22 protein-coding genes are annotated in these 23,373 nt (G+C 67.7%); 13 read left to right on the top strand and 9 right to left on the bottom strand.

Annotation, left to right across the window (positions count from 1 at the left end):
* The coding region (locus GRF61_RS17030; RefSeq protein WP_248281295.1) for a cysteine peptidase family C39 domain-containing protein at positions 1-329 on the bottom strand (329 nt) is incomplete at its 3' end.
* 305 nt (positions 330-634) lie between these two features.
* Between GRF61_RS17030 and GRF61_RS17035 the strand changes: the two genes are divergently transcribed.
* The 6 genes from GRF61_RS17035 (at position 635) to GRF61_RS17060 (ending at position 7,953) form a co-directional block, all read left to right on the top strand.
* Positions 635-1,231, top strand: coding sequence for a TetR/AcrR family transcriptional regulator (locus tag GRF61_RS17035; protein ID WP_211166035.1), 597 nt, complete (start codon positions 635-637; stop codon positions 1,229-1,231).
* On the top strand, positions 1,228-2,334 hold the full coding sequence (locus GRF61_RS17040) for an efflux RND transporter periplasmic adaptor subunit (protein WP_248281296.1): 1,107 nt from the start codon (positions 1,228-1,230) through the stop codon (positions 2,332-2,334). Before GRF61_RS17035 ends, GRF61_RS17040 begins: the two co-directional genes overlap by 4 nt.
* On the top strand, positions 2,331-5,543 hold the full coding sequence (locus GRF61_RS17045) for an efflux RND transporter permease subunit (RefSeq protein WP_169151828.1): 3,213 nt from the start codon (positions 2,331-2,333) through the stop codon (positions 5,541-5,543). The genes GRF61_RS17040 and GRF61_RS17045 overlap by 4 nt, the downstream gene beginning before the upstream one ends.
* Before the next feature lie 109 nt (positions 5,544-5,652).
* Positions 5,653-6,306: a protein-L-isoaspartate O-methyltransferase gene (locus GRF61_RS17050; RefSeq protein ID WP_169151829.1), complete on the top strand. Its 654-nt coding sequence runs from the start codon at positions 5,653-5,655 to the stop codon at positions 6,304-6,306.
* A gap of 8 nt (positions 6,307-6,314) precedes the next feature.
* Positions 6,315-6,638 (top strand): rhodanese-like domain-containing protein, encoded by a 324-nt coding sequence (locus GRF61_RS17055; RefSeq protein ID WP_133591823.1) that lies wholly within the window; start codon positions 6,315-6,317, stop codon positions 6,636-6,638.
* A 13-nt stretch (positions 6,639-6,651) separates the two neighbouring features.
* Positions 6,652-7,953, top strand: a complete 1,302-nt coding sequence (locus GRF61_RS17060) for a TolC family outer membrane protein (protein ID WP_169151830.1) — start codon at positions 6,652-6,654, stop codon at positions 7,951-7,953.
* Between the two features lie 106 nt (positions 7,954-8,059).
* On the opposite strand, the gene waaA is transcribed toward GRF61_RS17060, so the two are convergent.
* The gene (gene waaA / locus GRF61_RS17065) at positions 8,060-9,334 is read right to left on the bottom strand and encodes a lipid IV(A) 3-deoxy-D-manno-octulosonic acid transferase (RefSeq protein WP_169151831.1); all 1,275 of its coding nucleotides are present in this window, start codon (positions 9,332-9,334) and stop codon (positions 8,060-8,062) included.
* A 206-nt stretch (positions 9,335-9,540) separates the two neighbouring features.
* Between waaA and GRF61_RS17070 the strand changes: the two genes are divergently transcribed.
* From GRF61_RS17070 to GRF61_RS17085, 4 genes are all read left to right on the top strand, one after another.
* Positions 9,541-10,548 (top strand): NAD-dependent epimerase, encoded by a 1,008-nt coding sequence (locus GRF61_RS17070; protein ID WP_169151832.1) that lies wholly within the window; start codon positions 9,541-9,543, stop codon positions 10,546-10,548.
* Positions 10,549-10,608: 60 nt separating this feature from the next.
* A complete protein-coding gene (locus GRF61_RS17075) occupies positions 10,609-11,634 on the top strand; it encodes a glycosyltransferase family 4 protein (RefSeq protein WP_169151833.1) in 1,026 nt (341 codons plus the stop codon).
* A gap of 94 nt (positions 11,635-11,728) precedes the next feature.
* Positions 11,729-13,624, top strand: a complete 1,896-nt coding sequence (locus tag GRF61_RS17080) for a nucleoside-diphosphate sugar epimerase/dehydratase (protein WP_169151834.1) — start codon at positions 11,729-11,731, stop codon at positions 13,622-13,624.
* A 3-nt stretch (positions 13,625-13,627) separates the two neighbouring features.
* Positions 13,628-14,425 (top strand): symmetrical bis(5'-nucleosyl)-tetraphosphatase, encoded by a 798-nt coding sequence (locus tag GRF61_RS17085; protein ID WP_169151835.1) that lies wholly within the window; start codon positions 13,628-13,630, stop codon positions 14,423-14,425.
* Here GRF61_RS17085 and GRF61_RS17090 read toward each other — a convergent pair.
* Together GRF61_RS17090 and GRF61_RS17095 are read right to left on the bottom strand one after the other, a co-directional pair.
* Positions 14,416-15,144, bottom strand: a complete 729-nt coding sequence (locus GRF61_RS17090; RefSeq protein WP_348982420.1) for a lysophospholipid acyltransferase family protein — start codon at positions 15,142-15,144, stop codon at positions 14,416-14,418. The two genes, GRF61_RS17085 and GRF61_RS17090, sit on opposite strands and share 10 nt — an antisense overlap.
* A gap of 119 nt (positions 15,145-15,263) precedes the next feature.
* Positions 15,264-16,022: a GNAT family N-acyltransferase gene (locus GRF61_RS17095; protein ID WP_169151836.1), complete on the bottom strand. Its 759-nt coding sequence runs from the start codon at positions 16,020-16,022 to the stop codon at positions 15,264-15,266.
* 166 nt (positions 16,023-16,188) lie between these two features.
* On the opposite strand from GRF61_RS17095, the gene GRF61_RS17100 reads away from it, so the two are divergent.
* The 3 genes from GRF61_RS17100 (at position 16,189) to GRF61_RS17110 (ending at position 18,889) form a co-directional block, all read left to right on the top strand.
* Positions 16,189-17,409, top strand: a complete 1,221-nt coding sequence (locus GRF61_RS17100; protein WP_169151837.1) for a glycosyltransferase family 1 protein — start codon at positions 16,189-16,191, stop codon at positions 17,407-17,409.
* A 77-nt stretch (positions 17,410-17,486) separates the two neighbouring features.
* Positions 17,487-18,422, top strand: a complete 936-nt coding sequence (locus GRF61_RS17105; RefSeq protein ID WP_169151838.1) for a carbohydrate kinase family protein — start codon at positions 17,487-17,489, stop codon at positions 18,420-18,422.
* Positions 18,416-18,889: a glycine zipper 2TM domain-containing protein gene (locus tag GRF61_RS17110; RefSeq protein ID WP_169151839.1), complete on the top strand. Its 474-nt coding sequence runs from the start codon at positions 18,416-18,418 to the stop codon at positions 18,887-18,889. Before GRF61_RS17105 ends, GRF61_RS17110 begins: the two co-directional genes overlap by 7 nt.
* Positions 18,890-18,968: 79 nt before the next feature.
* On the opposite strand, the gene GRF61_RS17115 is transcribed toward GRF61_RS17110, so the two are convergent.
* The 5 genes from GRF61_RS17115 to accB all read right to left on the bottom strand — a co-directional run.
* Positions 18,969-19,361, bottom strand: coding sequence for a diacylglycerol kinase (locus GRF61_RS17115; RefSeq protein ID WP_169151840.1), 393 nt, complete (start codon positions 19,359-19,361; stop codon positions 18,969-18,971).
* A 112-nt stretch (positions 19,362-19,473) separates the two neighbouring features.
* Complete coding sequence (locus tag GRF61_RS17120; protein ID WP_169151841.1) at positions 19,474-20,769, bottom strand: DUF3426 domain-containing protein; 1,296 nt, start codon at positions 20,767-20,769, stop codon at positions 19,474-19,476.
* Between the two features lie 13 nt (positions 20,770-20,782).
* Positions 20,783-21,667: a 50S ribosomal protein L11 methyltransferase gene (gene prmA / locus GRF61_RS17125; RefSeq protein WP_169151842.1), complete on the bottom strand. Its 885-nt coding sequence runs from the start codon at positions 21,665-21,667 to the stop codon at positions 20,783-20,785.
* Between the two features lie 9 nt (positions 21,668-21,676).
* Complete coding sequence (gene accC / locus GRF61_RS17130) at positions 21,677-23,038, bottom strand: acetyl-CoA carboxylase biotin carboxylase subunit (protein ID WP_133591797.1); 1,362 nt, start codon at positions 23,036-23,038, stop codon at positions 21,677-21,679.
* Between the two features lie 6 nt (positions 23,039-23,044).
* On the bottom strand, positions 23,045-23,373 hold a 329-nt coding region (accB, locus tag GRF61_RS17135; RefSeq protein ID WP_169151843.1), incomplete at its 5' end, for an acetyl-CoA carboxylase biotin carboxyl carrier protein.

Genomic DNA, 23,373 nt, shown 5'->3' on the forward strand with positions numbered 1-23,373 from the left:
AGGACGCGGCGCTCGGGCGCGGGGGCGGTGCCGAGGGCATCGTTGCGGGCGTCGGTGCCGCTGTCGATGCGGGCGAGGATGAAGAAGCCGCCGTTACGGTCGCAGGCGATGGCCGGCAGTGGGGTGGTGGTGAGGGCTGCTGGCCGGAAGCGGCCGTGTTTGGCTTTGAGTCCGAGTTCCTTGGCGGCGAGCAGCACGGCGGAGAGGGGAAAACTGCCGTCCGCTGCGCCATGGCGATGGAGGAGCGCCTCCGTGTCCGCCGCCACGCCGTGCAGCCGCGACAGCATCGCCAGACACGCCAGCCCGGAGGCCGGCTGAAGGGTGTTCATGACTCTGGTTCCAGGATTGGAAATTCCAAAACAATATCCTATTCGAGTCGTTCGGGGCGTGATTTAGTCGCGCTTTTACCCCTTTGTTATAAGCCCAAGTGCATGATCTACACAGAGGGCGCAAGAAATCGCTTGCCTTGCCCATTAGGCTTCATTTTTAATTACTGACTGGTTAGTAATTAAATCCATGGCGTGGCCAGGGGGATGGTGTGGCGGGCAAGGCGGGGAAGACTCTTCCGACGGCGGCGAAGGCTGGGGCTGAGGTCCGGCCGCGGCGTCGGCGCAAGGATGCGCGGCCGCAGGAGTTGACGGCGGCCGCGCTGGCCTTGTTCGTGGAGAAGGGCTTCGCGGCGACGCGGCTGGACGAGATCGCGGCGCGGGCCGGGGTTTCCAAAGGCACGCTTTACCTCTACTTCGACAGCAAGGAGGCCTTGTTCAAGGCGGCGATCGAAGAGGGCGTGCTGCCGGCGATCGAGGCGGGCGAGGCCTTGCTGGACGAGTACGGTGACGACCCGGTGGGATTGGTGCGCGGCTTTCTGCGCGCCTGGTGGGAGCAGATCGGCAGCACCGCCTATGGCGGCATTCCCAAGTTGATGTTCGCCGAGGCGGCCAATTTCCCCGAGGTAGCGCGCTATTACAACGAGGCGGTGATACAGCGCGGCGTGGCCTTGCTGCGCACGGCGGTGGCGCGGGGCATTGCCAGCGGTGTGTTCCGCCCGGTGGAGCTGAGTGTGATCTCGCCGCTGCTGATTTCTCCGCTGATCCATCTCGCCACCTGGCGCAACTCCATCGCGCCCCTGTGCGGCGCTGGCGTGGACCCCGACTGTTACCTGGAAACCCATATCGATCTGGTGCTGCACGGCCTGTGCGCCGGCAAGAAGCCCGACGGAGAACCACGATGACGATGAAACGACTGCGGCCGTTGCTGCTGCCGCTGGCCCTGGCGATGCTGCTGGCGGGATGTTCCAGGCCACCGGAGGCGGAGGCGCCGCCGCGGGCGGTGCTGGTGCGCACGCTGGACGGTGCTGTCGGCACGGCCGCTGCCGAGGTTTATACCGGCGACGTACGGGCACGTTATGAGACGGACCTGGGTTTCCGCATCGGCGGCAAGATCGTTGCCCGCCTGGTGGATGTCGGCGCCCAGGTGAAGCGTGGTCAGCCCCTGGCCCGGCTTGACCCGCAGGATGCCCGGCTTGCTGCCGGCGCCGCGGCGGCCCAGGTGGCAGCGGCGGAGGCCGACCTGGCGCTGGCGAAGGCGGAGTTCGACCGGGCGACCGGCCTGCGCGCGCAGAACTTCATCAGCGCTTCGGCGCTGGACAGCCGCCGCACCTCGCTGCAGGCGGCGGAGGCGAGAGTGCGCCAGGCACGCGCGGAAGCCGCTACTGCGAACAACCAGACCGGCTACACCACGCTGGAGGCGGATGCCGATGGCGTGATCACCAGCGTGACGGCCGAGGCCGGCCAGGTGGTGGCGGCCGGCCAGGCGGTGATGCGGCTGGCGCGGCCGGGTGAGCGGGAGGTGCAGATCTACCTGCCCGAGTCCCGTGTGGGCGCGGTGGCGCCGGGCGCGGAAGTGGAGGTGCGATCCTGGATTTCTCCCGAGCGGCGGTACGCCGGCAAGGTGCGGGAGGTGGCGCCGGCGGCGGACGCGGCAACCCGGACCTACGCGCTGCGGGTGAGCGTGCCCCAGGCGGACGACGCGCTGAAGCTGGGCTCCACCGCCAGCGTCGCGTTCATGCGCGGCGGCGCCGGCCAGATGGTGCTGCCCTCGCCGGCGGTGACCCAGGTGGAGGGCCGCCAGGTGGTGTGGCTGGTGGGCGAGGGCGACGTGGTGCGGCGGGTGCCGGTGGAGGTGGCCAGTTTCCGTGAGGACGGCGTGGTGATCGGCGGCGGCCTGCCGCAGGGCGCGCGGGTGGTGGTGGTCGGCGTGCACAAGCTGATCGAGGGCCAACAGGTGCGGCCGGTGGCGGAAGATGCGCCGGTGGCGCTGGATGTACGTCGATGAGCGGCGGCAAGGCGCCGCTGGAGCGGCGGCATCGCTTCAATGTGTCGGAGTGGGGCTTGTCCCATCCGTCCATGGTGCTTTTCCTGCTGATCGCGCTGACGGTGATCGGCTTGGCGTCCTACACCAAGCTGGGGCAGTCGGAAGATCCGCCCTTCACCTTCAAGGTGATGGTGGTGCGGGCGGAGTGGCCGGGCGCCAGCGCGCGCGAGATGGAGCTGCAGGTCACCGACAAGATCGAGAAGAAGCTGCAGGAGATTCCGCAGCTGGATTTCGTGCGCAGCTTCTCCAAGCCGGGGGTGACGCAGGTCTTCTTCCTGGCGCGGGATTCCACTCCGCCCAGGCAGATGCCGGACGTGTGGTACCAGGTGCGCAAGAAGATAGGCGACATCCGCGGCTCGCTGCCGGAGGGCGTGCAGGGGCCGTATTTCAATGACGAGTTCGGCGACACTTACGGCAACATCTTCGCGCTGGTGGGCGAGGGCGTTTCCCAAGCGGAACTGAAGCGCCACGCCGAGGCCATCCGCAGCGAGCTGCTGCGGGTGCCGGACGTGGCCAAGGTGAGTTTTTTCGGTGAGGAGCCGCAGCGGGTCTTCATCGAGCTCTCCAACACCAAGCTGGCGACCTTCGGCCTGGCGCTGACCGATATCGTCGCCGCGCTGCAGGAGCAGAACGCCAAGGCCGGCGCCGGTTTCTTCGAGACCCGGGACGAGCGCATCTGGCTGCGCCCCAGCGGCCAGTTCGACAGCCTGGAGGCGATCGCCGATACGGTGATCCGCGCCCGCGGCCGCGCCTTCCGCCTGGGCGACGTCGCCGAGGTGAAGCGCGGTTATGCCGATCCGCCGGGCGAGCGCATGCGCTTCATGGGCCAGGAGGCCTTCGGCATCGGCGTCTCCATGCGCGACGGTGGCGACATCGTCGCCCTCGGCCATCACCTGGACGAGGCGGTGAGTCGGGTGGACCGGCAGCTGCCGGTGGGCATCAAGCTGGAGCGGGTGGCGGATCAGCCGCGGGCGGTGCGCGCCTCGGTGGGCGACTTCGTCAAGGTGCTGATCGAAGCGGTGGTGATCGTGATGGCGGTGAGTCTGCTGTCGCTGGGCCTGCGCACCGGCATCGTGGTGCTCATCATCATTCCGGTGGTGCTGGCGATCACCTTCCTGTTCATGCACTTGTTCGACATCGGCCTGCACAAGATCTCGCTGGGGGCGCTGATCATCGCCCTTGGCCTGCTGGTGGACGACGCCATCATCGCGGTGGAGATGATGGCCACCAAGATGGAGCAGGGCTGGGAGCGGGTGAAGGCGGCGAGCTTCGCCTACACCTCCACCGCCATGCCCATGCTCTCCGGCACGCTGGTGACCGCGGCGGGCTTCCTTCCCATCGCCACCGCCGCCTCGGCCACCGGCGAATACACCCGCTCCATCTTCCAGGTGACGGTGATCGCGCTGCTGGTGTCCTGGGTGGCGGCGGTGCTGTTCGTGCCCTACCTCGGCTACCACCTGCTGCCGGACTTTGCCGCCAACCGCGGCAAGCCTTCCTGGTTCGCCAGGCTGGCAGGGCGTTTCTCGCCACGGCTGGGCCAGCGGCTGGCGGAGCGTTCCGCCCATGCCTTCGACCAGCACGATGAGCATGCCATCTACCACACCGCCTTCTACGTGCGCTTCCGCTCGCTGGTCGACTGGTGCGTCGGCCACCGCTGGATCGTCATCGTGGTGACGCTGCTGCTCTTCGTCGGCTCGCTGGCGGTGTTCGGCCGCTTCGTGCCGCAGCAGTTCTTCCCGGACTCGACCCGGCCGGAACTGCTGGTGGACCTGCGCCTCACCGAAGGCGCCTCCCACCAGGCGACCGACCGGGAGGTGAAGCAACTGGAGCATTTCCTCGACCAGCAGCAGGGCATCGAGAACTATGTCGCCTGGCTGGGCACCGGCAGCCCGCGCTTCTACTTGCCGCTGGATCAGCAACTGCCGCAGACCAACTTCGCCCAGTTCGTCATCCTCACTACCGGCCTGACCGAGCGCGAGGCACTGCGCAGCGCGCTGATCCGCCACTTTGCCGAGCAGCCCGGCGGCGTGCAGGCGGTGATCAACCGGCTGGAGAACGGCCCGCCGGTGGGGTTCCCGGTGCAGTACCGGGTGAGCGGCTTCGATGTGGACAAGATGCGCGAGATTGCCCACCAGGTGGCGACGGTGATGCGGGCGGACAGCCGCCTCTCCAACGTGCAGCTGGACTGGGAGGAGCCCTCCAAGACCGTGCGCTTGCGCATCGACCAGGACAAGGCGCGCCTGCTCGGCATCTCCAGCCAGGACATCTCCAACCTGCTGGCGACCTCGCTGCAGGGCACCACGGTGACCCAGTACCGCGAAGGCACCGAGACCATCTCGGTGGTGCTGCGCGGCGCCGAGTCCGAGCGGGTGCATCTGGGCCTGCTGCCCGACCTCGCCATTCCAACGCCTGGTGGCCGCAGCGTGCCGCTGGCGCAGGTGGCGACGCCGGAGTATGGCTTCGAGGACGGCGTGATCTGGCGCCGCAACCGGGTGCCGACGGTGACGGTGCGGGCCACCCTCTACGGCACGGTGCAACCGGCGGTGATCGTCGCCCAGCTGCAACCCCGCATCGACGAAATCGCCAGGGCCACGCCGCTGGGCTTCCATGTAGACGTCGGCGGTTCGGTGGAGGAGAGCAGCAAGGGCGGTTCCTCGGTGGCCGCCGGCGTGCCGCTGTTCATCCTCACCGTGCTCACGGTGCTGATGCTGCAGCTGCAGAGCTTCTCCCGCACCGCCATGGTGGTGCTCACCGCGCCGCTGGGCATGATAGGCGTCACCGCCTTCCTGCTCGCCTTCAACAAGCCCTTCGGCTTCGTCGCCATGCTGGGCACCATCGCGCTGTCGGGCATGATCATGCGCAACTCGGTGATCCTGGTGGACCAGATCCAGCAGGACATGGCCGCCGGCCATACGCCCTGGCATTCCATCGTCGAATCCACCGTGCGCCGCTTCCGCCCCATCATGCTCACCGCGGCGGCGGCCATCCTGGCGATGATCCCGCTGTCGCGCAGCGCCTTCTTCGGGCCGATGGCGGTGGCCATCATGGGCGGGCTGACGGTGGCCACGCTGCTCACCATGCTGTTCCTGCCGGCGCTGTACGCCGCCTGGTACCGGGTGCGCAAGACGCCGGACGACGAGGCCGAGATGCGCGAAGGGGCGACGGCATGAAAGCATGCGCCGGAGGCCGTCGGTGGCAGGGGACTGCGCTAGAATGCGAAGGTTTTTCTTCAGATTCGCTATCGACTAGCGTGTCACCAGCCTGCGACGGGAGCCCAAGATGAATTTCGAGAAAGCGCGCTTCAACATGGTCGAGCAACAGATCCGCCCCTGGGAGGTGCTGGATCCGGATGTGCTGGACCTCCTGATGACCGTAAAGCGCGAGGAATTCGTGCCCGCGGCCGCCCGTTCCCTGGCCTTCGCCGATGTGGAGATCCCCATCGGCTGTGGCCAGGTCATGCTGAAGCCAGTGATCGAAGGCAAGATCCTGCAGGCGCTGCAACTGCATCGCTCCGACTCGGTGCTGGAGATCGGCGCCGGCTCCGGCTACTTCGCCGCCCTGCTGGCCGCGCGTACCGAGTGGGTGCGCACGGTGGAGATCGAGCCGGCGCTGGTCCGCTTCGCCCATGACAACCTCGCGCGCTATGGCGTGGAGAACGTGATCGTCGAGGAAGGCGATGCGGTGCCGGGCTGGGCCAGCCGGGCGCCCTACGACGTCATCGTCGTCTCCGGCGGCCTGCCGGAGGTGCCGAAATCGCTGCTGGAACAGCTCAAGGTCGGCGGCCGCCTGTTCGCCTTCGTCGGCAGCATGCCGGTGATGAAGGCGCGCCTCATCACCTGCGAGGCCGAAGGCCGCTTCCGCACCGAAGATGTTTTCGAAACCCTGGTGCCCATGCTGCGCAACACGCCGCCGCAGGACACTTTCCGCTTCTGAAGGACGCCATGCGCCAGATCACGCCCGTCGAACTCGCCGACTGGATCGGCAACCCCGAAAAGACCCCGCCCTTGCTGCTGGACGTGCGTGAGCCCTGGGAATTCCAGCTGTGCCACATCGCCGGTTCCGAGCCCATGCCCATGGGCACGGTGCCGGCCCGCATGGCGGAGCTGGACCCGGAGCGGGAAACCGTGGTGATCTGCCACCACGGCGGGCGCAGTGCGCAGGTGTGCATGTACCTGGAGCACCAGGGCTACGGCAAGGTGATCAACCTTGCCGGCGGCGTGGCCGGATGGGCCGCCCGCGTCGATCCCTCCATGCCGCAATACTGAGGCGGAGGCCGCGATGAAACGTGCGCTGGCTATCGGCCTGGCTGCTTTCTTTTCGTCCGGCGCAGATGCGGCGGACCTGATGCAGATCTATCGGGAGGCGGTGGCGAATGATGCCAAGTTCGCCTCCGCGCGGGCGCAGTACGAGGCCGGGCAGGAGAAGGTGATCCAGGGCCGTGCCGGCCTGCTGCCCAATATCGGCGCCTCCGCCAACACCACCTGGAACGACGTCGAGGCCAGCACCAGCGCCGGTTCCGTCAGCCGCAACTACAACAGCAACGGCTACACGGTGCAGCTCACCCAGCCGCTGTTCCGCTGGCAGAACTGGGTGCAGTACAAGCAGGGCGAGTTGCAGACGGCGCTGGCCGAGAGCCAGTTCGGGCAGGCGCGGCAGGATCTGATCCTGCGGGTGGCGGAAGCCTATTTCAACGTGCTCAACGCACAGGACACGCTGGACTCGGTGGTCCAGCTGCGTACCGCCGCCGCGGAGCAGCTGGAGCTGGCGAAGAAGAGCTTCGAGGTTGGCACCGTCACCATCACCGACGTGCATGAAGCGCAGTCGCGCTTCGACCTCGCCTCGGCGCAGGAGATCGCCGCCGGCAACGAGTTGGACGTGCGCCGGCAGACGCTGGCCCAGGTCATCGGCCGCGAGCCGGAGCCGCTGGCCGGACTGCGCACCGGCGTTGGCCTGCAGCGGCCGCAGCCGGATGAGATTGCTGCCTGGGTGCGTGCGGCCGAGCAGGACAGCTTCGGCGTACAGGCGCAGCAGCTGAGCCGCGAGATCGCGGGCCGGGAAGTGGAGCGGGCGCGTGCCGGCCATCTGCCGACGGTGGACCTGGTCGCCACCCGCGGCAACAACGCCCGCCCCTCGGTTTCCACCGACCGCAGCGAAGGCACGACCATAGGGCTGCAGCTCACCGTGCCGCTCTACCAGGGCGGCGGCATTTCCTCCCAGGCCAGGGAGGCCGCAGCGCTGAAGGTGAAGGCGGATGCCGACCTGGAAGACGCGCGCCGCAGCGCCGCGCTTGCCGCCCGCCAGTCCTACCTCGGTGTTACCAGCGGCATGGCCCAGGTGCGCGCGCTGGAAGCGGCGCGAGTGTCTTCCACCTCGGCGCTGGAAGCGAACAAGCTGGGCTACGAAGTCGGCGTGCGCATCAACATCGATGTACTGAACGCCCAGACCCAACTGGCGGATACGCTGCAGCAGCTTTCCCGTGCGCGCTACGACACGCTGCTCGCCCAACTCCGCCTGAAAGCCGCCGCCGGCGCATTGGGCGAGGGCGACGTGCAGGCGATCAACGCGCTGCTGGGGCAGTGAGTTTCCCGGCCGGCTGAGTCTGGCTGGCCGCAGTTTTTCCCACGCAGTTTTGCCGATATTCCGCCCCGTTGCATGGGCGGATGCCGCGCAGGCGGTCGGCTCCCGCCTAGGTCAGTTCCGCCTGTTCCAGCATGGCTTGTAGAACCGCCACGGTGCGCGCAGTCGCGCCGCGGTGGGCCAGCGAGAACTGGGCGCCGGCCTGCGCCATGCGAGCGCGGCGATCCGGATCGCCCAGCAGCGCCAGTGCTTCCCTTACCCCTGACTCCGCATCCGGCTGCCGCAGCGCGGCGCCGGCGGCAATCGCCTGCTCCGCCACCTGCAGGAAGTTGTAGGTGTGCGGGCCGAGCAATACCGGCGTGCCCATCGCGCAGGCCTCGATCGGGTTCTGCCCGCCGAAGGGTAGCCAGCTGCCGCCGATGAGGGCGACGTCCGCCGCGGCGTAATAGGCGAACATTTCCCCCATCGAGTCGCCCAGCCATACCCGGGTGTCGGCGGCGACCGGGGCGTTGTCGCTGCGGCGTTGCAGTTTCAGCCCGCGGGACTGGATCAGCCTGGCGACCTCGTCGAAACGCTGGGGGTGGCGGGGCACGAGCGCCAGCAGCACGTCGGCGGCGGCGTGCTGCTTGAAGGCCTCCAGCAGCAGCGCTTCTTCGCCATCGCGGGTGCTGGCGGCCAGCAGCACCGGGCGCTGGTCGAAGCCGCTGCGGAATTGCCGGGCGAGTTCCAGCTGTGCCACAGGCGGAGTGATGTCGAACTTGATGCTGCCGGTGACGGCTGGTTGCGGTGCGCCGAGCGCCTTCAGCCGGCGGGCGTCGTCTTCGGTCTGTGCCGCCACCGCGGACAGCGCCCCCAGCGTGAGTTCGCTCAGTGCGGGCAGGCGGGCGTAGCGCCGGGCGGAGAGCTCGGACAGCCGGGCGTTGACCAGTGCCACCGGCACGCCCTGCCGCCGGCAGGTAGCGAGCAGGTTGGGCCACAGCTCGGTCTCCATGATCACGCCGAAGCGCGGGCGGAAATGGCGCAGGAAGCGCGCCGACAGCCAGCCCAGGTCGTAAGGCAGGTAGGCGCGCAGCACCCGCGGCTCCTTGCCGAACAGCGCTTCCGCCGTCTCCCGGCCAGTGGGCGTCATCTGGGTGAGGAGCACGCCGTGGTCCGGCCAATGCGCCAGCAGCGCCCGCAGCAGCGGTTCTGCCGCGCGGGTTTCGCCCACGGACACTGCGTGCACCCAGATCAGCTTTTCCAGTGGTTTTCCGGCGTAGCGGCCGAAGCGTTCGCCCCAGTGCCTCAGGTAATCCGGTTGTCGGCGCGCCCGCCACAGCAGGCGGAGCAGCACGAAGGGGAGGGCGAGGAGCCAGAGCAGGGTGTAGGGCAGGCGGGCGGACATCGGCAGCAGCGGGAAAGGCGAGCGTAGAGTATAGCGGCGGGCTGGCGGGGCACGTTTGCAGCCGGGCCGGGCTTGCCTCCGCCCGCTGGTCGGAATCATGCGGCAGGCCGTGGGCGGGAAGGGCTGGAAGGCAGGGGCGCGGTGGCATCCCGGTCATGGCACTGTGCGATAATCCCGCGCTTTCAATCTCCTGCGATGAATCGGTCATGAAAGTTCTCGTCACCGGTGCGGCCGGCTTCATCGGCATGCATACCTCGGAACGTCTGCTTGCCCGTGGCGACGAAGTCGTCGGCCTGGACAACCTGAACGATTACTACGATCCGCGCTTGAAGGAGAGCCGGCTCGCCCGCCTGTCGCCGAATCCGGCGTTCCGTTTCGTGCGTATGGACGTGGCCGACCGGGCCGGCATGGAGCAGCTGTTCGCCGACGAGAAATTCGACCGCGTGATCCACCTCGCCGCCCAGGCCGGGGTGCGCTACTCGCTGCAGAATCCCCACGCCTACATCGACAGCAACCTGGTGGGCTTCACCAACATCCTGGAGGGCTGCCGCCACAGCAAGGTGCAGCACCTGGTGTATGCCAGCAGTTCCAGCGTCTATGGCGGCAACACCAAGATGCCCTTCTCCGAGCACGACAGCGTGGACCATCCGGTCAGCCTGTACGCGGCAACGAAGAAGGCCAACGAGCTGATGGCGCACACCTACAGCCATCTCTACGGCCTGCCGACGACCGGTCTGCGCTTTTTCACCGTCTATGGCCCCTGGGGCCGGCCGGACATGGCGCTGTTCCTGTTCACCAAGGCCATCCTGGAAGGGCGCCCGATAGACGTCTTCAACCACGGCAAGATGAAGCGCGACTTCACCTACATCGACGACATCGTCGAGGGTGTGATCCGCACGCTGGATCGCATCGCCGAGCCGGACGCCGGCTTCAACGCCGACCAGCCGGACCCGGGCCGCAGCAATGCGCCTTACCGTGTGTTCAACATCGGTAACAACAATCCGGTGGAGTTGATGGGCTTCATCGAGGCCATCGAGCAGACGCTGGGCAAGACCGCGGAGAAGAACTTCCTGCCGCTGCAGGACGGCGACGTGCCGGCCACCTATGCCGACACCGACGAACTCAACGCCTGGACCGGCTTCGTACCGGCGACTAGCGTGAGCGAGGGCGTGGGGCGCTTCGTGCGCTGGTACCGCGAGTATTACCGGGCTTGAAGCCGTTCTTGAAGCCGTGTTGCCGGGTGTTGACCGGGAGCCCGGGTTGAGCGTCTGCACATGTTGAGTTGGGAAGTCGGCCTCGCCTTGACGGTCGCTTTTCTGGCGGCATTGGGTCTGACCGGGATGCTGCGGCGCTATGCACTGGCGCGCAGCCTGCTGGACGTACCGAATGCGCGCAGCTCCCACACGGTTTCGACACCGCGGGGCGGTGGACTCGCCATCGTCGTGGTCTTCCTCGGTGCGCTGGTATGCCTGTATCTGGGTGGCAGGCTGGCCCCTGCACCGGCGCTGGCCATGCTCGGCGCCGGGGGGCTGATCGCCGCCATCGGTTTCTTCGACGACCACGGCCACATTCCCGCGCGCTGGCGCTTGCTGGTCCATTTCTCCGCTGCGGCCTGGGTGCTCTATTGCCTGGGCGGGTCGCCTAGGCTGCAGGTGCCCGGGACGGTGCTCGATCTGGGCATCTGGGGCAGCGTGCTGATGGTCTTCGGCCTCGTGTGGCTGACCAACCTCTACAACTTCATGGACGGCATAGACGGCATCGCCAGCGTGGAGGCCATCTGCGTCGGCCTTGGCGGCGCCGTCCTGTTCTGGCTGGTCGACGTGCCCACGCTGCTTGCGCCGGCCTTGCTGCTGGCCGCAGCCGTCGCAGGGTTCCTGTGGTGGAATTTCCCGCCGGCACGCATCTTCATGGGCGATGCAGGCAGCGGCTTCCTTGGCGCGATGCTGGGGACGATGGCGTTGATCGCAGGCCATGCCGCGCCCCAACTGCTATGGGCATGGCTGATCCTGCTGGGCGTCTTCATCGTCGACGCGACCTGGACCCTGCTGCGGCGCCTGTTGCGTGGCGAAAAGGTCTACGAGGCGCACCGCAGCCATGCCTACCAGGCAGCTTCACGGCGCTATGGCCGTCATCTGCCGGTTACGCTGGCAGTGGGCGTGATCAATCTGTTCTGGCTGTTTCCGCTTGCGGCGCTGGTGACAACGGGGCGGCTGGAGGGAGTGCCCGGATTGGGGTTGGCCTATGCGCCCCTGATCGCGCTGGCTGTGTATTGTGATGCGGGCGGCAGGACGGCCGGATGATGTTTCAAGACATGCATCCTGAATGGTTCTGTTCCGGCGTGGGTTAGAATCCCGGGCTTCCGTTTTCCACAACGCACGGCTGCCGCACCCACCCATGACCCTGAGCGGTTCAAATCGCATTGCGCTGGTGTTCCTGTTCGATCTGGCCGCGGCATTGGCGGCCTGGATCGGAGGCTTCTTGCTGCGCTTCAATTTCGAGTGGCCGGCAGGGTATGGGCAGGCGATCGCTCTCGGCGCGGGGGTGTTGTTGCCGGTACATGGGTTTGCGTGCTGGCGGGCGGGGCTTTACCGCGGATTGTGGGTGTTTGCCAGCCTTCCCGATCTCAAGCGCGTGCTTACGGCGGTCGGCTTTTCGACCTGCATCGTCGTGCTCTATACCGCGCTGTACCGGCAGCCGCCGGTGGTTCCCCGCTCTCTGGTCGTGCTTTATCCGCTATTGCTTGTTGCCGTCATGGCCGGCGGCAGGGCCGCTTACCGGATGTGGAAAGAGCACCGCCTCTATGGTGCGCTGATCGCCCAGGGCAAGCCGGTGGTGGTGGTTGGCGCAGGGCGAGGCGGAGCCATGCTGGCCCGGGAGTTGGAGCGCAGCGCCGACTGGCGGGTGGTGGCGCTGGTGGATGACGATACCTCCATGTGGGGGCGCGAACTGGGCGGGCACCGGGTCGCGGGCGGGGTGGATTCCCTGCCGGAGGTGCTGGCGGCGGAGAAGGCGCGGCACGTCATCCTGGCGCTGCCTTCGGCCGCACGTGAGACCAGCCGGCGCGCGGCAGACCTTGCAGTGCAAGCAGGTGCCCAGGTTTTCACCGTGCCGGGTCTGGAGGACGTCATGAGCGGCAGGGTGGCCTTGTCTGCGATGCGGCCGGTGCAGATCCAGGATCTGCTTGGTCGCGAGCCGGTGAGGATAGATACCGAGCATGTACAGGGCATGCTGGCTGGCCGTAGCGTGCTGGTTACCGGGGCCGGCGGCTCCATCGGCAGCGAGTTGTGCCGCCAGCTGGCCCGCTTTCAGCCCAGGCAGCTTGTGTTGTTCGAGGCGAGCGAGCTCGCGCTGTACACGCTGGAGCAGTGGTTCGCCACCCACCGCAAGGATGTCTCCATCGTGCTGCTGGCCGGGGATGTGAAAGACGCCGCCCGGCTGGAAGAGGTGTTCGCCCAATATGCTCCGGAGGTGGTCTTCCATGCCGCCGCCTACAAGCATGTGCCACTGATGGAGGTGGGCAACGCCTGGCAGGCGGTGCGCAATAACGTGTTCGGCACCTGTCGGGTCGCCGAATGCGCTGCGCGCCATCGGGTGGAGCGCTTCGTGCTGATCTCCACCGACAAGGCGGTCAATCCTACCAACGTCATGGGCGCCACCAAGCGGCTCGCCGAAATGGTCTGCCAGGCCTTCCATGCCCGGGGGGGGAGCACTCGCTTCCAGATGGTGCGCTTCGGCAACGTGCTGGGCAGTACCGGCAGCGTGATTCCCAAGTTCCAGGAGCAGATTGCCCGCGGCGGCCCGGTGACGGTGACCCACCCCGAGATCAACCGCTATTTCATGTCCATCCCGGAGGCAGCCCAACTGGTGCTGCAGGCTGCGGCCATGGGCAGCGGCGGCGAGATCTTCGTGCTCGACATGGGCGAGCCGGTAAAGATCGTGGACCTGGCGCGCAACATGATCCGCCTCTCCGGCTACAGCGAGAGCGAGGTCCGCATCGAGTTCACCGGCTTGCGGCCTGGCGAGAAACTCTACGAAGAGTTGCTCGCCGATGCCGAGGAAACGCTGGAGACCCCGCACCCCAAGCTGCGCATTGCCCGGTCGCGGGCGGTGCAGGAGCGTTTCCTCGCAGACCTGCTGGCCTGGCTGGCGCAGGAGGTGCCGGTTCCGGATGAAGGGGTCCGGCAAGCTCTGAAGGCATGGATTCCGGAATATGTCCCCAGCGGCGGAGGCCGGCCGAGCTTGAAGGTGATTGCCAATTCCGAAGCCGGGCGGATGAAGCGGGTGAGCTGAGGCATGGCGACTTACGCGATTGGTGACATCCAGGGCTGCCACCAGCCCTTGCTGGCCCTGCTCGAGCGTTGCGCCTTCGACCCCGTGCGTGATCGCCTGTGGGTGGTGGGAGATCTGGTGAATCGCGGTCCCGACTCCCTACAGGTGCTGCGTTTCCTCCGCGGCCTGGGGCCTGCCGCCACCGTCGTCCTCGGCAACCATGACCTTTACTTGCTGATGGTCGCGGCCGGCTATGCACGCCGGGAGAAGGACGACACCTTGTTCCAGGTGCTGGAGGCGCCGGATCGCGACGCCTTGCTGACCTGGCTGGCATCCTGCCCGCTGATGCACGTGGAGGGCGACTACGCGCTGCTGCATGCGGGTCTCCTGCCCGGCTGGACCGTGGCCCGGGCGCTGGCACTGGCAGAAGAGGTAGGCCAGGCTCTGCGGGGGCCCGAGAGGCTCAAGTTGCTGCAGAGCCTGCCGGGGAACCAGCCGGATGGCTGGCGGGAGAATCTCAAGGGCTGGGATCGCCTCCGGGTGGTCGTCAATGCGCTCACCCGCATGCGCTTCTGCTCCCCGGAGGGCGAGATGACGCTGCGCGCCAAGGGACCGCCGGACAAGGCGCCCCCTGGGGCGGTGCCCTGGTTCCGGGCGCCAGGGCGGCTGTCCCGCACCCATACGGTCGTCTGCGGGCACTGGTCGGCGCTGGGTTTCTATCGCGGCGACGGCGTGATCGCGCTGGATTCAGGCTGTGTCTGGGGGGGCAAGCTGACCGCGGTCCGGTTGGAGGACGGCGAGGTCTTCCAGGTTCAGGGCTGAGCGGCGGCGCTTGCCTCGGGCGCTTCTGCCGCGGCAGCGGATGCTGTGGCGAGCGGGTCGTTCAACGCCGCCATCCGGATGATGTCGGCTCGCGCCGTTTCGGCCAGGTCCCGGCGGTTGCGTGTTGCGGTCTCCATCGGCGCGGCCGCGCATAGATGCGCGGTGAGGCGGCGGTGGGCGAGGATGTTGGCCAGGCAGGCCCCCAGGCTGAGATCGCCATCGTAGGCCGGCGCCGCGGTGCGGCGCCCCTCGCCGTCGAGGTAGGAAATCGCGAGTGCTTGTACCGGCCGCCCGGCGGAGACCGCCGGCTGCAGCAGCGCAGCGTGGAAATGGAGCACCTGGCTGCCATCGGTCGTCGTTCCTTCCGGAAATACCGCGACGTTGCGGCCCATGCCGAGCACATGGTCTATCTCCTGGTTCACGATGCGGGCATGCCCGCGACTGCCGCGTCGCAGGAAGATGGTGCTGTTGCGTGCCGCCAGCCAGCCGATCAACGGCCAGCCGCGCACTTCTGCCTTGGAGACGAAGGCGCTGGGCGCAACGGCGTTGATGACGTAGATGTCCAGCCAAGAAACATGGTTGGCCACCAGCAGCGCGCCCGGCTGTGGCAGCCCGTCATGGCTGAGCTTGATTCCCAGGATTTTCAGCAGGCGCCGCGACCAGCGCTGCCGTAGCCTGTCCTGCTGCCTCTCGGTGCAGAAGCGATAGCGCAGCGCGATCGTGAGCGCGCCCTGGAGGATGTGCAGGCCGAGGCACAGGCTGCGCCAGCCGCGCAGCAGGGCAGGGCTGGTGTTGGAGGAGGATGGCCGGCGGGAGGAGGAGGCAGTCGGCGCGGTATTCAGTCCTGGCGTCCCATGAAGTGTTTGGCGTAGCGGCCGTCCAGTTGGGCCATTGGCAGCAGGATGGGCAGGTCGGCAGTGTTGAAGTCCGGATCCCAGGCAGGCTCGCCGCAAACCCAGGCGCCGGCGCGCAGGTAACCCTTGATCAGCGGCGGCGCATCAGTTGGCAGGTCAGCGCGCAGCGAGGCCAGCGGCAGGGGGCAGCGGGGAAAGACGCGGTACTCGAGCGGCGAGAGGTGCGCGTCCTGCAGCCGATTATACAAGCTGGCCGCGGCATGCCCGCCGTCTGCCATGCTCACCGAGGCGCAGCCGATGAGGTAGGTGTAGCCGTTCTCGCGCATGTAGCGGGCGAGGCCGGCCCACAGCAGGGTGATGACCGCGCCGCTGCGGTAGTCGGCGTCTATGCAGGAGCGGCCGATTTCCACCAGCTGCGGGCGTAGGTGTTGCAGGCGGGTGAGGTCGAACTCGTTCTCTGAGTAGTAGCCGCCGACCTTGCGCGCGGCGGCCGGCGGCAGGATGCGATAGGTGCCGACGATGCGGCCGGCGTCTTCATCGCGCACGATCAGGTGGTCGCAGTAGGGATCGTAGATGTCGCGATCCACGCCCGGTGTGCGGCTGGGCAGGCGGGCGCCCATCTCTTCGCCGAATACCCGGTAGCGCAGCTTCTGGGCTTCCAGTATCTCGGTCTCGCAGGTAGCGATCCCGACGTGCAGATTGCGTCCGGGGCGTTGCGCGATTGACTGGCTCTTCTGCAGCATGGCGAGGTTCCTTTGCCTCTGTGGGTGCCGGCATTTTCGAAAGCGTGCATTGCGCCGCAGTGACGCGGTGGTTACGCCGATGTGACGCTGCCGGCGCGTGCGGACGTCACCGAAACGTCACTGCGCCGTCATGGTGCTGTCGCCCCTGGCGTTCAGGCTGCGACGCATGGACGATCCGCTCTCCCTGCAGCACCTCTCCAGCGCCGCGAGGCAACTGCGCGTCGCAGTGGTCACCGAGACCTATCCGCCGGAGGTCAACGGCGTGGCGATGACCACCGGCCGGCTGGTCGACGGCCTCCTTGCCCTGGGGCACCGGGTGCAGCTCATCCGGCCGCGCCAGGGCGCAGAGGACAGGGCCGCTGTGGGGGAGAGCTTCGAAGAGGTGCTGGCGCGGGGGCTGCCGATTCCGCGCTATAACCACCTGAGGATGGGGTTGCCGGCACGGAGCGCCCTGACCCGCATGTGGTCCTTGCGCCGGCCGGACGTGGTGCAGGTCGTGACGGAAGGCCCCCTGGGCTGGTCCGCGGTGGCCGCCGCGCGCAAGCTGCGGCTGCCGGTGGTGACCGAGTTCCACACCAATTTCCATACCTACAGCCGGTACTACGGCATTGGCTGGCTGAAGCAGCCGGTGGCTGCCTATCTGCGGCGCTTCCACAACAAGGGCTGCTTGTGCCTGGCGCCCACGCCGACGCTGGCCGAGGAACTGAGAGCGGGCGGCATCCGCAGGGTGGAGGTGGTGGCGCGGGGCGTGGATACCGGTTTGTTCACTCCGGCGCGACGCGACGAGGCCCTGAGGCGCAGCTGGGGTGCGAGGCCTGACACGCTGGTGCTGGCAGTGGTGGGCCGGGTGGCGCCGGAAAAGAACCTCGGGCTGGCATTGCGGGCCTATGCCGCACTCCGGGTACGGCAGCCCGACGTGCGCCTGCTCATCGTTGGCGATGGTCCATCGAGGGCGGAACTGGCGCGTGCAGAGCCGGATGCCATCTTTGCCGGCATGCGCAGCGGTGCGGATCTCGCCGCCCATTACGCCAGCGCTGACCTCTTCCTCTTCCCCAGCCTCACCGAGACCTTCGGCAACGTCACCACCGAGGCGCTCGCCAGTGGGCTGCCGGTGGTCGGCTTCGATTATGCCGCCGCCGGGGAGCGAGTACGCAATGGCGTAAACGGCTGGCTGGCCGCGCCGGAGGACGAGGGCGCCTTCATCGCTGCCGTCTGCCGCCTGGGGCTGGACCGGCATGCCTGCCAGGAGATGGCGAGGGCCGCCCGGGCCAGCGTGATGGATGCCGATTGGGCTGCGGTGAGCGGCCGCCTGGCGAGCCTGCTTGAGGGCGAAGTGGACGCCCACGAGGGCAGGACGGCGGCTGGTGGGCGGGTGGCGACGGCCTGAAGGCGCGGGCCGCGCGGCAAGCGCCGTTTTCCGGCCGCCGCCTATAATGCCGGATCTTCACCTCAGCAAGGTCCGACATGTCCATCCTCGTCTGCGGCTCGATGGCTTATGACTCGATCATGGTTTTCCATGATCGCTTCAAGAACCACATCCTGCCCGAGCAGATCCACATCCTGAACCTCTCCTTCCTGGTGCCGGAGATGCGACGGGAGTTTGGCGGCTGCGCCGGCAACATCGCCTACAACCTCCGCCTGCTCGGCGCCGATCCGCTGATCGTGGCGACGGTGGGCGACGATGCCGCTCCCTACTTCAAGCACCTGGACGAGCTTGGCCTGCGGCGCAACCACGTGCGCCAGGTGGAGGGCAGCTTCACCGCCCAGGCCTTCATCACTACCGATCTGGACGACAACCAGATCACCGCCTTTCACCCGGGCGCGATGATGCATTCCCAACTCAACCAGGTGGCTGATATTCCCGGCGCTAGCCTGGGCATCGTCTCGCCCGACGGACCGGAGGGCATGCTGGCCCATGTCGAGGGCTTTGCTGCCGGTGGTGTGCCCTTCGTCTTCGACCCGGGTCAGGCCCTGCCCATTCTCAGCGGCGAGCAGCTGCTGCGCTGCCTGAAACTGGCCCGGTACTGCACGGTCAACGATTACGAAGCCCGCCTGATGAGCGAGAAGACCGGTCGCTCCATCGCCGAGATGGCCGCGGAGGTGAAAGCGCTGGTGGTGACCTTGGGTGGCGACGGTTCGCAGATCTACGTGGACGGCGAATGCATCCAGATCCCGGCGGTGAAGGCGGATGCGATTGCCGACCCCACCGGCTGCGGTGACGCCTACCGCGCTGGTCTGCTCTACGGGCTGGCTCAAGGTTGGGACTGGACGCGGACGGGTCGCCTGGCAGCGGTGATGGGGGCGATCAAGATCGCCAGCCGCGGGCCGCAGAACCATCGTCCCTCGCGGGAAGACATTGCCGAGCGTTACCGCTCGGCCTTCGGAGAATTGCCATGGTAGTCGGGAAATCCCTCAGGAGCCGCGCCTTGCTGGGCGCCTTGATCGCAGTGCTGACGCTCTCGGGCTGCGCTTCCGGCCTGGGGGGCGGAACCTATTCGCGCGGCGAGGCGCGGCGGACGATGGTGGTGCAGTTCGGCACCATCGAGTCGGTGCGCATGGTGCAGCTGGAAGGCACCAAGACGCCGGTGGGCACTGTCGCTGGCGCGGCGGTTGGCGGTATCGCTGGCAGCTCGGTGGGCGGCAACCGCGGCTCGGCCATCGGTGCGGTGCTGGGTGCGGTAGCCGGCGGTCTGGCCGGCTCGGCCATCGAGGAAGGCGTGACGCGCACCCAGGGCGTCGAGGTGACGGTGCAGCTGGAAAGCGGCCAGTACCTCGCGGTGGTGCAGGAGGATGGCGGCGAGCAGTTCCGCCCCGGCGAGCGGGTGCGCATCCTGCGTGACGCCGGTACCACGCGGGTCACCCGCTGAAGCTGCCGCTGCGGCCGGGCATGGTTGTCCGGCCGCAGTGTTTTTCCGCGGGGCTCCTCGACCCGTCCGGTCCCTGGTCTCAGCCGAACAGGACCAGTCCCCACACCAGTGTCAGATTGAGCAGCGCCAGCAGCACAGCAGCGCTGCCGATGTCTTTTGCCCGTTTGGCCAATTGGTGACGCTCCAGCGACACCCGGTCCACCGTCGCCTCCACCGCAGAGTTCAGCAACTCCACGATCAGCATCAGCAGCGTGCTGCCGATCAGCAGCGCCTTGCCGGTGCCGTCGGTGGGCATGAAGAAGGCGAGGGGAATCAGTATCGCTGCCAGCAGGCATTCCTGGCGGAACGCGTCTTCATGCCGCAGGGCGGCGCGCAGTCCGGCGAGGGAGTAATGGAAGGCGTTCCAGATCCGCTTGATTCCCGTTTTTCCCTTGAAGGGGCTTTCTGGCGGGAGGGGGGCGTGAGGGTCCATTGAGTGTGTTCTGTCGGGGGTAGGGCGTGGGCCGTGCAGTATCGGCCCTGGTGATTACGGCGGCTTGACGCTGGAGGGCTCACGCGTCGGGGAGAGAAAGGGCCGGCCTCGCTCAGGGGTAGAAGAGATAGACCCGGTAGCCGGTAGGAACCAAGCCGGGGGCGTCAAAGGGCAGGCGCAGGCTGATGTCGCCCCGGCCGGGGAGGCCGCTGGGCAGGCGCTCCGGCGGCGCCCATTCTTCGGGGGCCAGCACCCGCCGGACCATGGGGTTGTCGGCGGCGTCGGTCAAGGTGAGCTCCAGGTGCGGCCATGCCTGGGTGTAAGCCGCGTGGTTCTTCACCGTGGCATAGAGGATGTAGCGCCCCGGGCGGCCGGGTTCGGACTGAAGTTCGGCGTTGATGTTGAGCTTGTCGGCGGCCTGGGGCAGCGGCATGGCGCATTCCAGGTGCTGGCAGGCGGCGACCAGCAGAGGGCGCAGGCCCGGCAGTTCGCGGGCGATGTCGAGGCGGAAAATGTAGATCGCCTGGGCGGCGAGCCCTATCGCCAGCGCGCTGGAGAGGAAGCTGAGCACCGTGCGCTGCACCCGTTGGCTGCCGGGGGCCGGGCCGTAGGCCTTGTCCAGGCGGTCGAGGTCCGGGCCAGAGTCCGCGGGGGCGCCGTGCTCGGCTTCCGCTTGCTCCAGCAGGGGCTCGTCGTCTGCCCCAGCGGCTGGCGTTCTGTCCTCAGGCGTTTCCGCCGGAGCGGCTTCGCCGGGCTCGGCGCGCGGGGCGTTGCGGCGCCCGGGGTAGGGGCGGCGTTCGCTACGGATGACTTCCGGCGCCGCCGGCGGTAGCGCCGCTGAGGATTCTGCTGGCAGGGCAGGCGCGGCCTCTCCGAAGGTCGGCTCGATGAAATCCTGGAGAGGGGGAAAAGGCGGCGCTTGATTGGGCACGGGGCCCCGGAAGGCTGGCGGCTCCTCCTGTGGTTCGGCAGGAAGGTCCACCGGCTCCAGGCGCAAGGCCTCGGGCTGATTCGTCCGCGTGTGGGCCGGCGGGGCGTCAGGAGCCGGCATGGCGGGTTGCCAGGGGGCGAAGGATGGCTCCTCCTCATGGCGTGGCGCGGCCTGCGTCCACACCGGCTCCTGGCGCTCTGGCAGCAGAGACTCCGGAACCTCGAAATCCAGATCGTTGAACGAGGTCTCGGCCGGCGCAGAGAGCGGCGTCGGCGGGGGCGTTTCGGGAGCCGTGCCTTCGACCTTCACTTCTGCCGCTACGTCTGACGGTGTTTCGGCGCTATCGCCGATACGATGGGCGAGGGCGTTGAAAGGGTTGAAGCAATGGCCGCAGCGGACTTCGCCTCGCCGCGCCTGCACCTGCTCCGGGCGCAGCCGGAACACCGTCTGGCAGGCCGGGCAGCGCGTGAGCATCATGGTCGGCCGGCCCTTACCGCTGTCCTTCCAGGCGGACCCAGCCGTCCAGGCTGGCGCCGACTTTCAGCGCAATGTAGGGCGCCCAGGCGGCGATGACCTGGCCGGCCTGAGGTTCCAGCACACCGGAGAGGGCAACCCGCCCGCCCGGCGCCACGTGGGCCGCGATCGCCGGCGCGAGCACGCACAGCGGATTGGTGAGGATATTGGCGACGACGATATCGAAGGCGGTATCCAGCGGCTGGCGGGAGTGCTGCAGGCGCATCGTCACCTGGTTGCGGCTGGCGTTATCCGCCGCCGCCTCGATGGCCTTATCGTCGATGTCGATGCCGAGTACATCGGCCGCGCCCAGCCGGGCGGCGGCGATGCCGAGAATGCCGGAGCCGCAGCCATAGTCCAGCACGGTCTGGCCGGGCTGCACCGCGTCGCACAGCCACTCCAGGCACAAACGGGTGGTGGGGTGGGAGCCGGTGCCGAAGGCCATGCCGGGGTCCAGTTCGATATTGATCGCATCGCTATCGGGGGCCTCATGCCAGGACGGCACGATCCACATCCGGTCGGTGATCCGTATCGGTTCGAACTGGCTCTGGGTGAGTTGCACCCAGTTCTGCTCGGCCACGGTCTCGGTGGTATAGGGCGGCACGCTGGCCAGCCCGGTGGCGGTCGAGGCCGCCGCCAGCAGAGCGGGCAGATCGGCATCCGCATCCAGCAGCGCGATGACGCGGCTGTGGTCCCACAGCGCGGTGGGCAGATGTCCGGGCTCGCCGAACTGAGGTTTCTCGGCCTCGGTTCCCGCGTCCGCATCCTCGATGGAAACCGACAGCGCGCCGGCCTCCATCAAGGCGTCGGAGAGGGCTTCGGCCTTGGCGGCTTCCGCCTGCAGGGTTACCGAGATCCACATGGTGCCAGGTCAGCTCTTCTTGACTTCGTTGCGGTCGGCGAGCTTGTGCTCCAGGTAATGGATACTGGTGCCGCCCTCGATGAAGCGGGCGTCCAGCATCAATTCCTGGTGCAGCGGAATGTTGGTCTTGATGCCGCCGACCGCCATTTCCGACAGCGCGATCCGCATGCGGCGGATGGCTTGCTCGCGGGTGTCGCCGTAGGTGATCAGCTTGCCGATCATGGAATCATAGTGCGGCGGCACGGTGTAGCCGTTGTACACATGCGAGTCCACCCGCACGCCCGGGCCGCCCGGCGTATGCCAGTTGGTGATCTTGCCGGGGGAGGGAGTGAACTTGAACGGGTCTTCGGCGTTCACCCGGCACTCGATCGCATGGCCGCGGAACTCGAGGTCGCGCTGCTTGAACCAGAGCTTTTCGCCTGCGGCGACGCGGATCTGCGTCTGCACGATGTCGATGCCGGTGATCATCTCGGTGACCGGGTGCTCGACCTGCACCCGGGTGTTCATCTCGATGAAGTAGAACTCGCCGTTCTCGTACAGGAACTCGAAAGTGCCTGCGCCGCGGTAGCCGATCTTGCGGCAGGCTTCGGCGCAGCGTTCGCCGATCTTCGCGATCAGCTTGCGGTCTATGCCAGGCGCCGGTGCTTCTTCGATCACCTTCTGGTGCCGGCGCTGCATGGAGCAGTCGCGCTCGCCCAGGTAGACCGCGTTGCCGTGCTGGTCCGCCATCACCTGGATCTCCACGTGACGTGGATTCTCCAGGAATTTTTCCATGTAGACGGTCGGGTTTCCGAAGGCCGCGCCGGCCTCGGAGCGGGTGGTGGTCACCGCGTTGATCAACGCCGCCTCGGTGTGTACAACCCGCATGCCGCGGCCGCCACCGCCACCGGCGGCCTTGATGATCACCGGATAGCCGATGCCGCGGGCGATCTTGACGATCTCCTTCGGATCGTCCGGCAGGGCACCGTCGGAGCCAGGTACGCAGGGCACGCCGGCAGCCTTCATTGCATCCTTGGCGGAAACCTTGTCGCCCATCAGGCGGATGGTGTCCGGCCGGGGGCCGATGAAGACGAAGCCGGATTGCTCTACCCGCTCGGCGAAGTCGGCGTTCTCGGAGAGGAAGCCGTAGCCCGGGTGGATGGCCTCGGAGTCGGTAACTTCGGCGGCAGAGATGATGGCCGGCACGTTGAGGTAGCTCAGGCCGGAGGGCGCCGGGCCGATGCAGACGGACTCGTCGGCCAGCTTGACGTACTTGGCCTCGGTATCGGCCTCGGAATGGACCGCGACGGTCTTGATACCGAGCTCCCGGCAGGCGCGCAGCACGCGGAGCGCGATCTCTCCGCGGTTGGCGATCAGGATCTTCTCGAACATGGCGGATCAGCCGATGACGAACAGCGGCTGGCCGTATTCCACCGGCTGGCCGTTTTCGACCAGGATGGCCTTGATCGTGCCGCTGGCGTCGGACTCGATCTCGTTCATCAGCTTCATCGCTTCGATGATGCACAGCGCCTCGCCTTCGGACACGCTCTGGCCGACATCGACGAAGGGCTTGGCGCCGGGGGCGGAGGAGCGATAGAAGGTGCCCACCATGGGCGACTTGACGACATGGCCGCTGGGCAGCGCATCGGCAGCGCTTTCCGCCGGCGCCGCTGCAGCCACGCTGGCTGCCGGGGCCGCCATCGCCTGCATCGGGGGCGGGGCATAGC

Origin of the sequence: Azoarcus sp. TTM-91 (assembly GCF_012911025.1) — a bacterium.
Lineage (GTDB): Bacteria > Pseudomonadota > Gammaproteobacteria > Burkholderiales > Rhodocyclaceae > Azoarcus.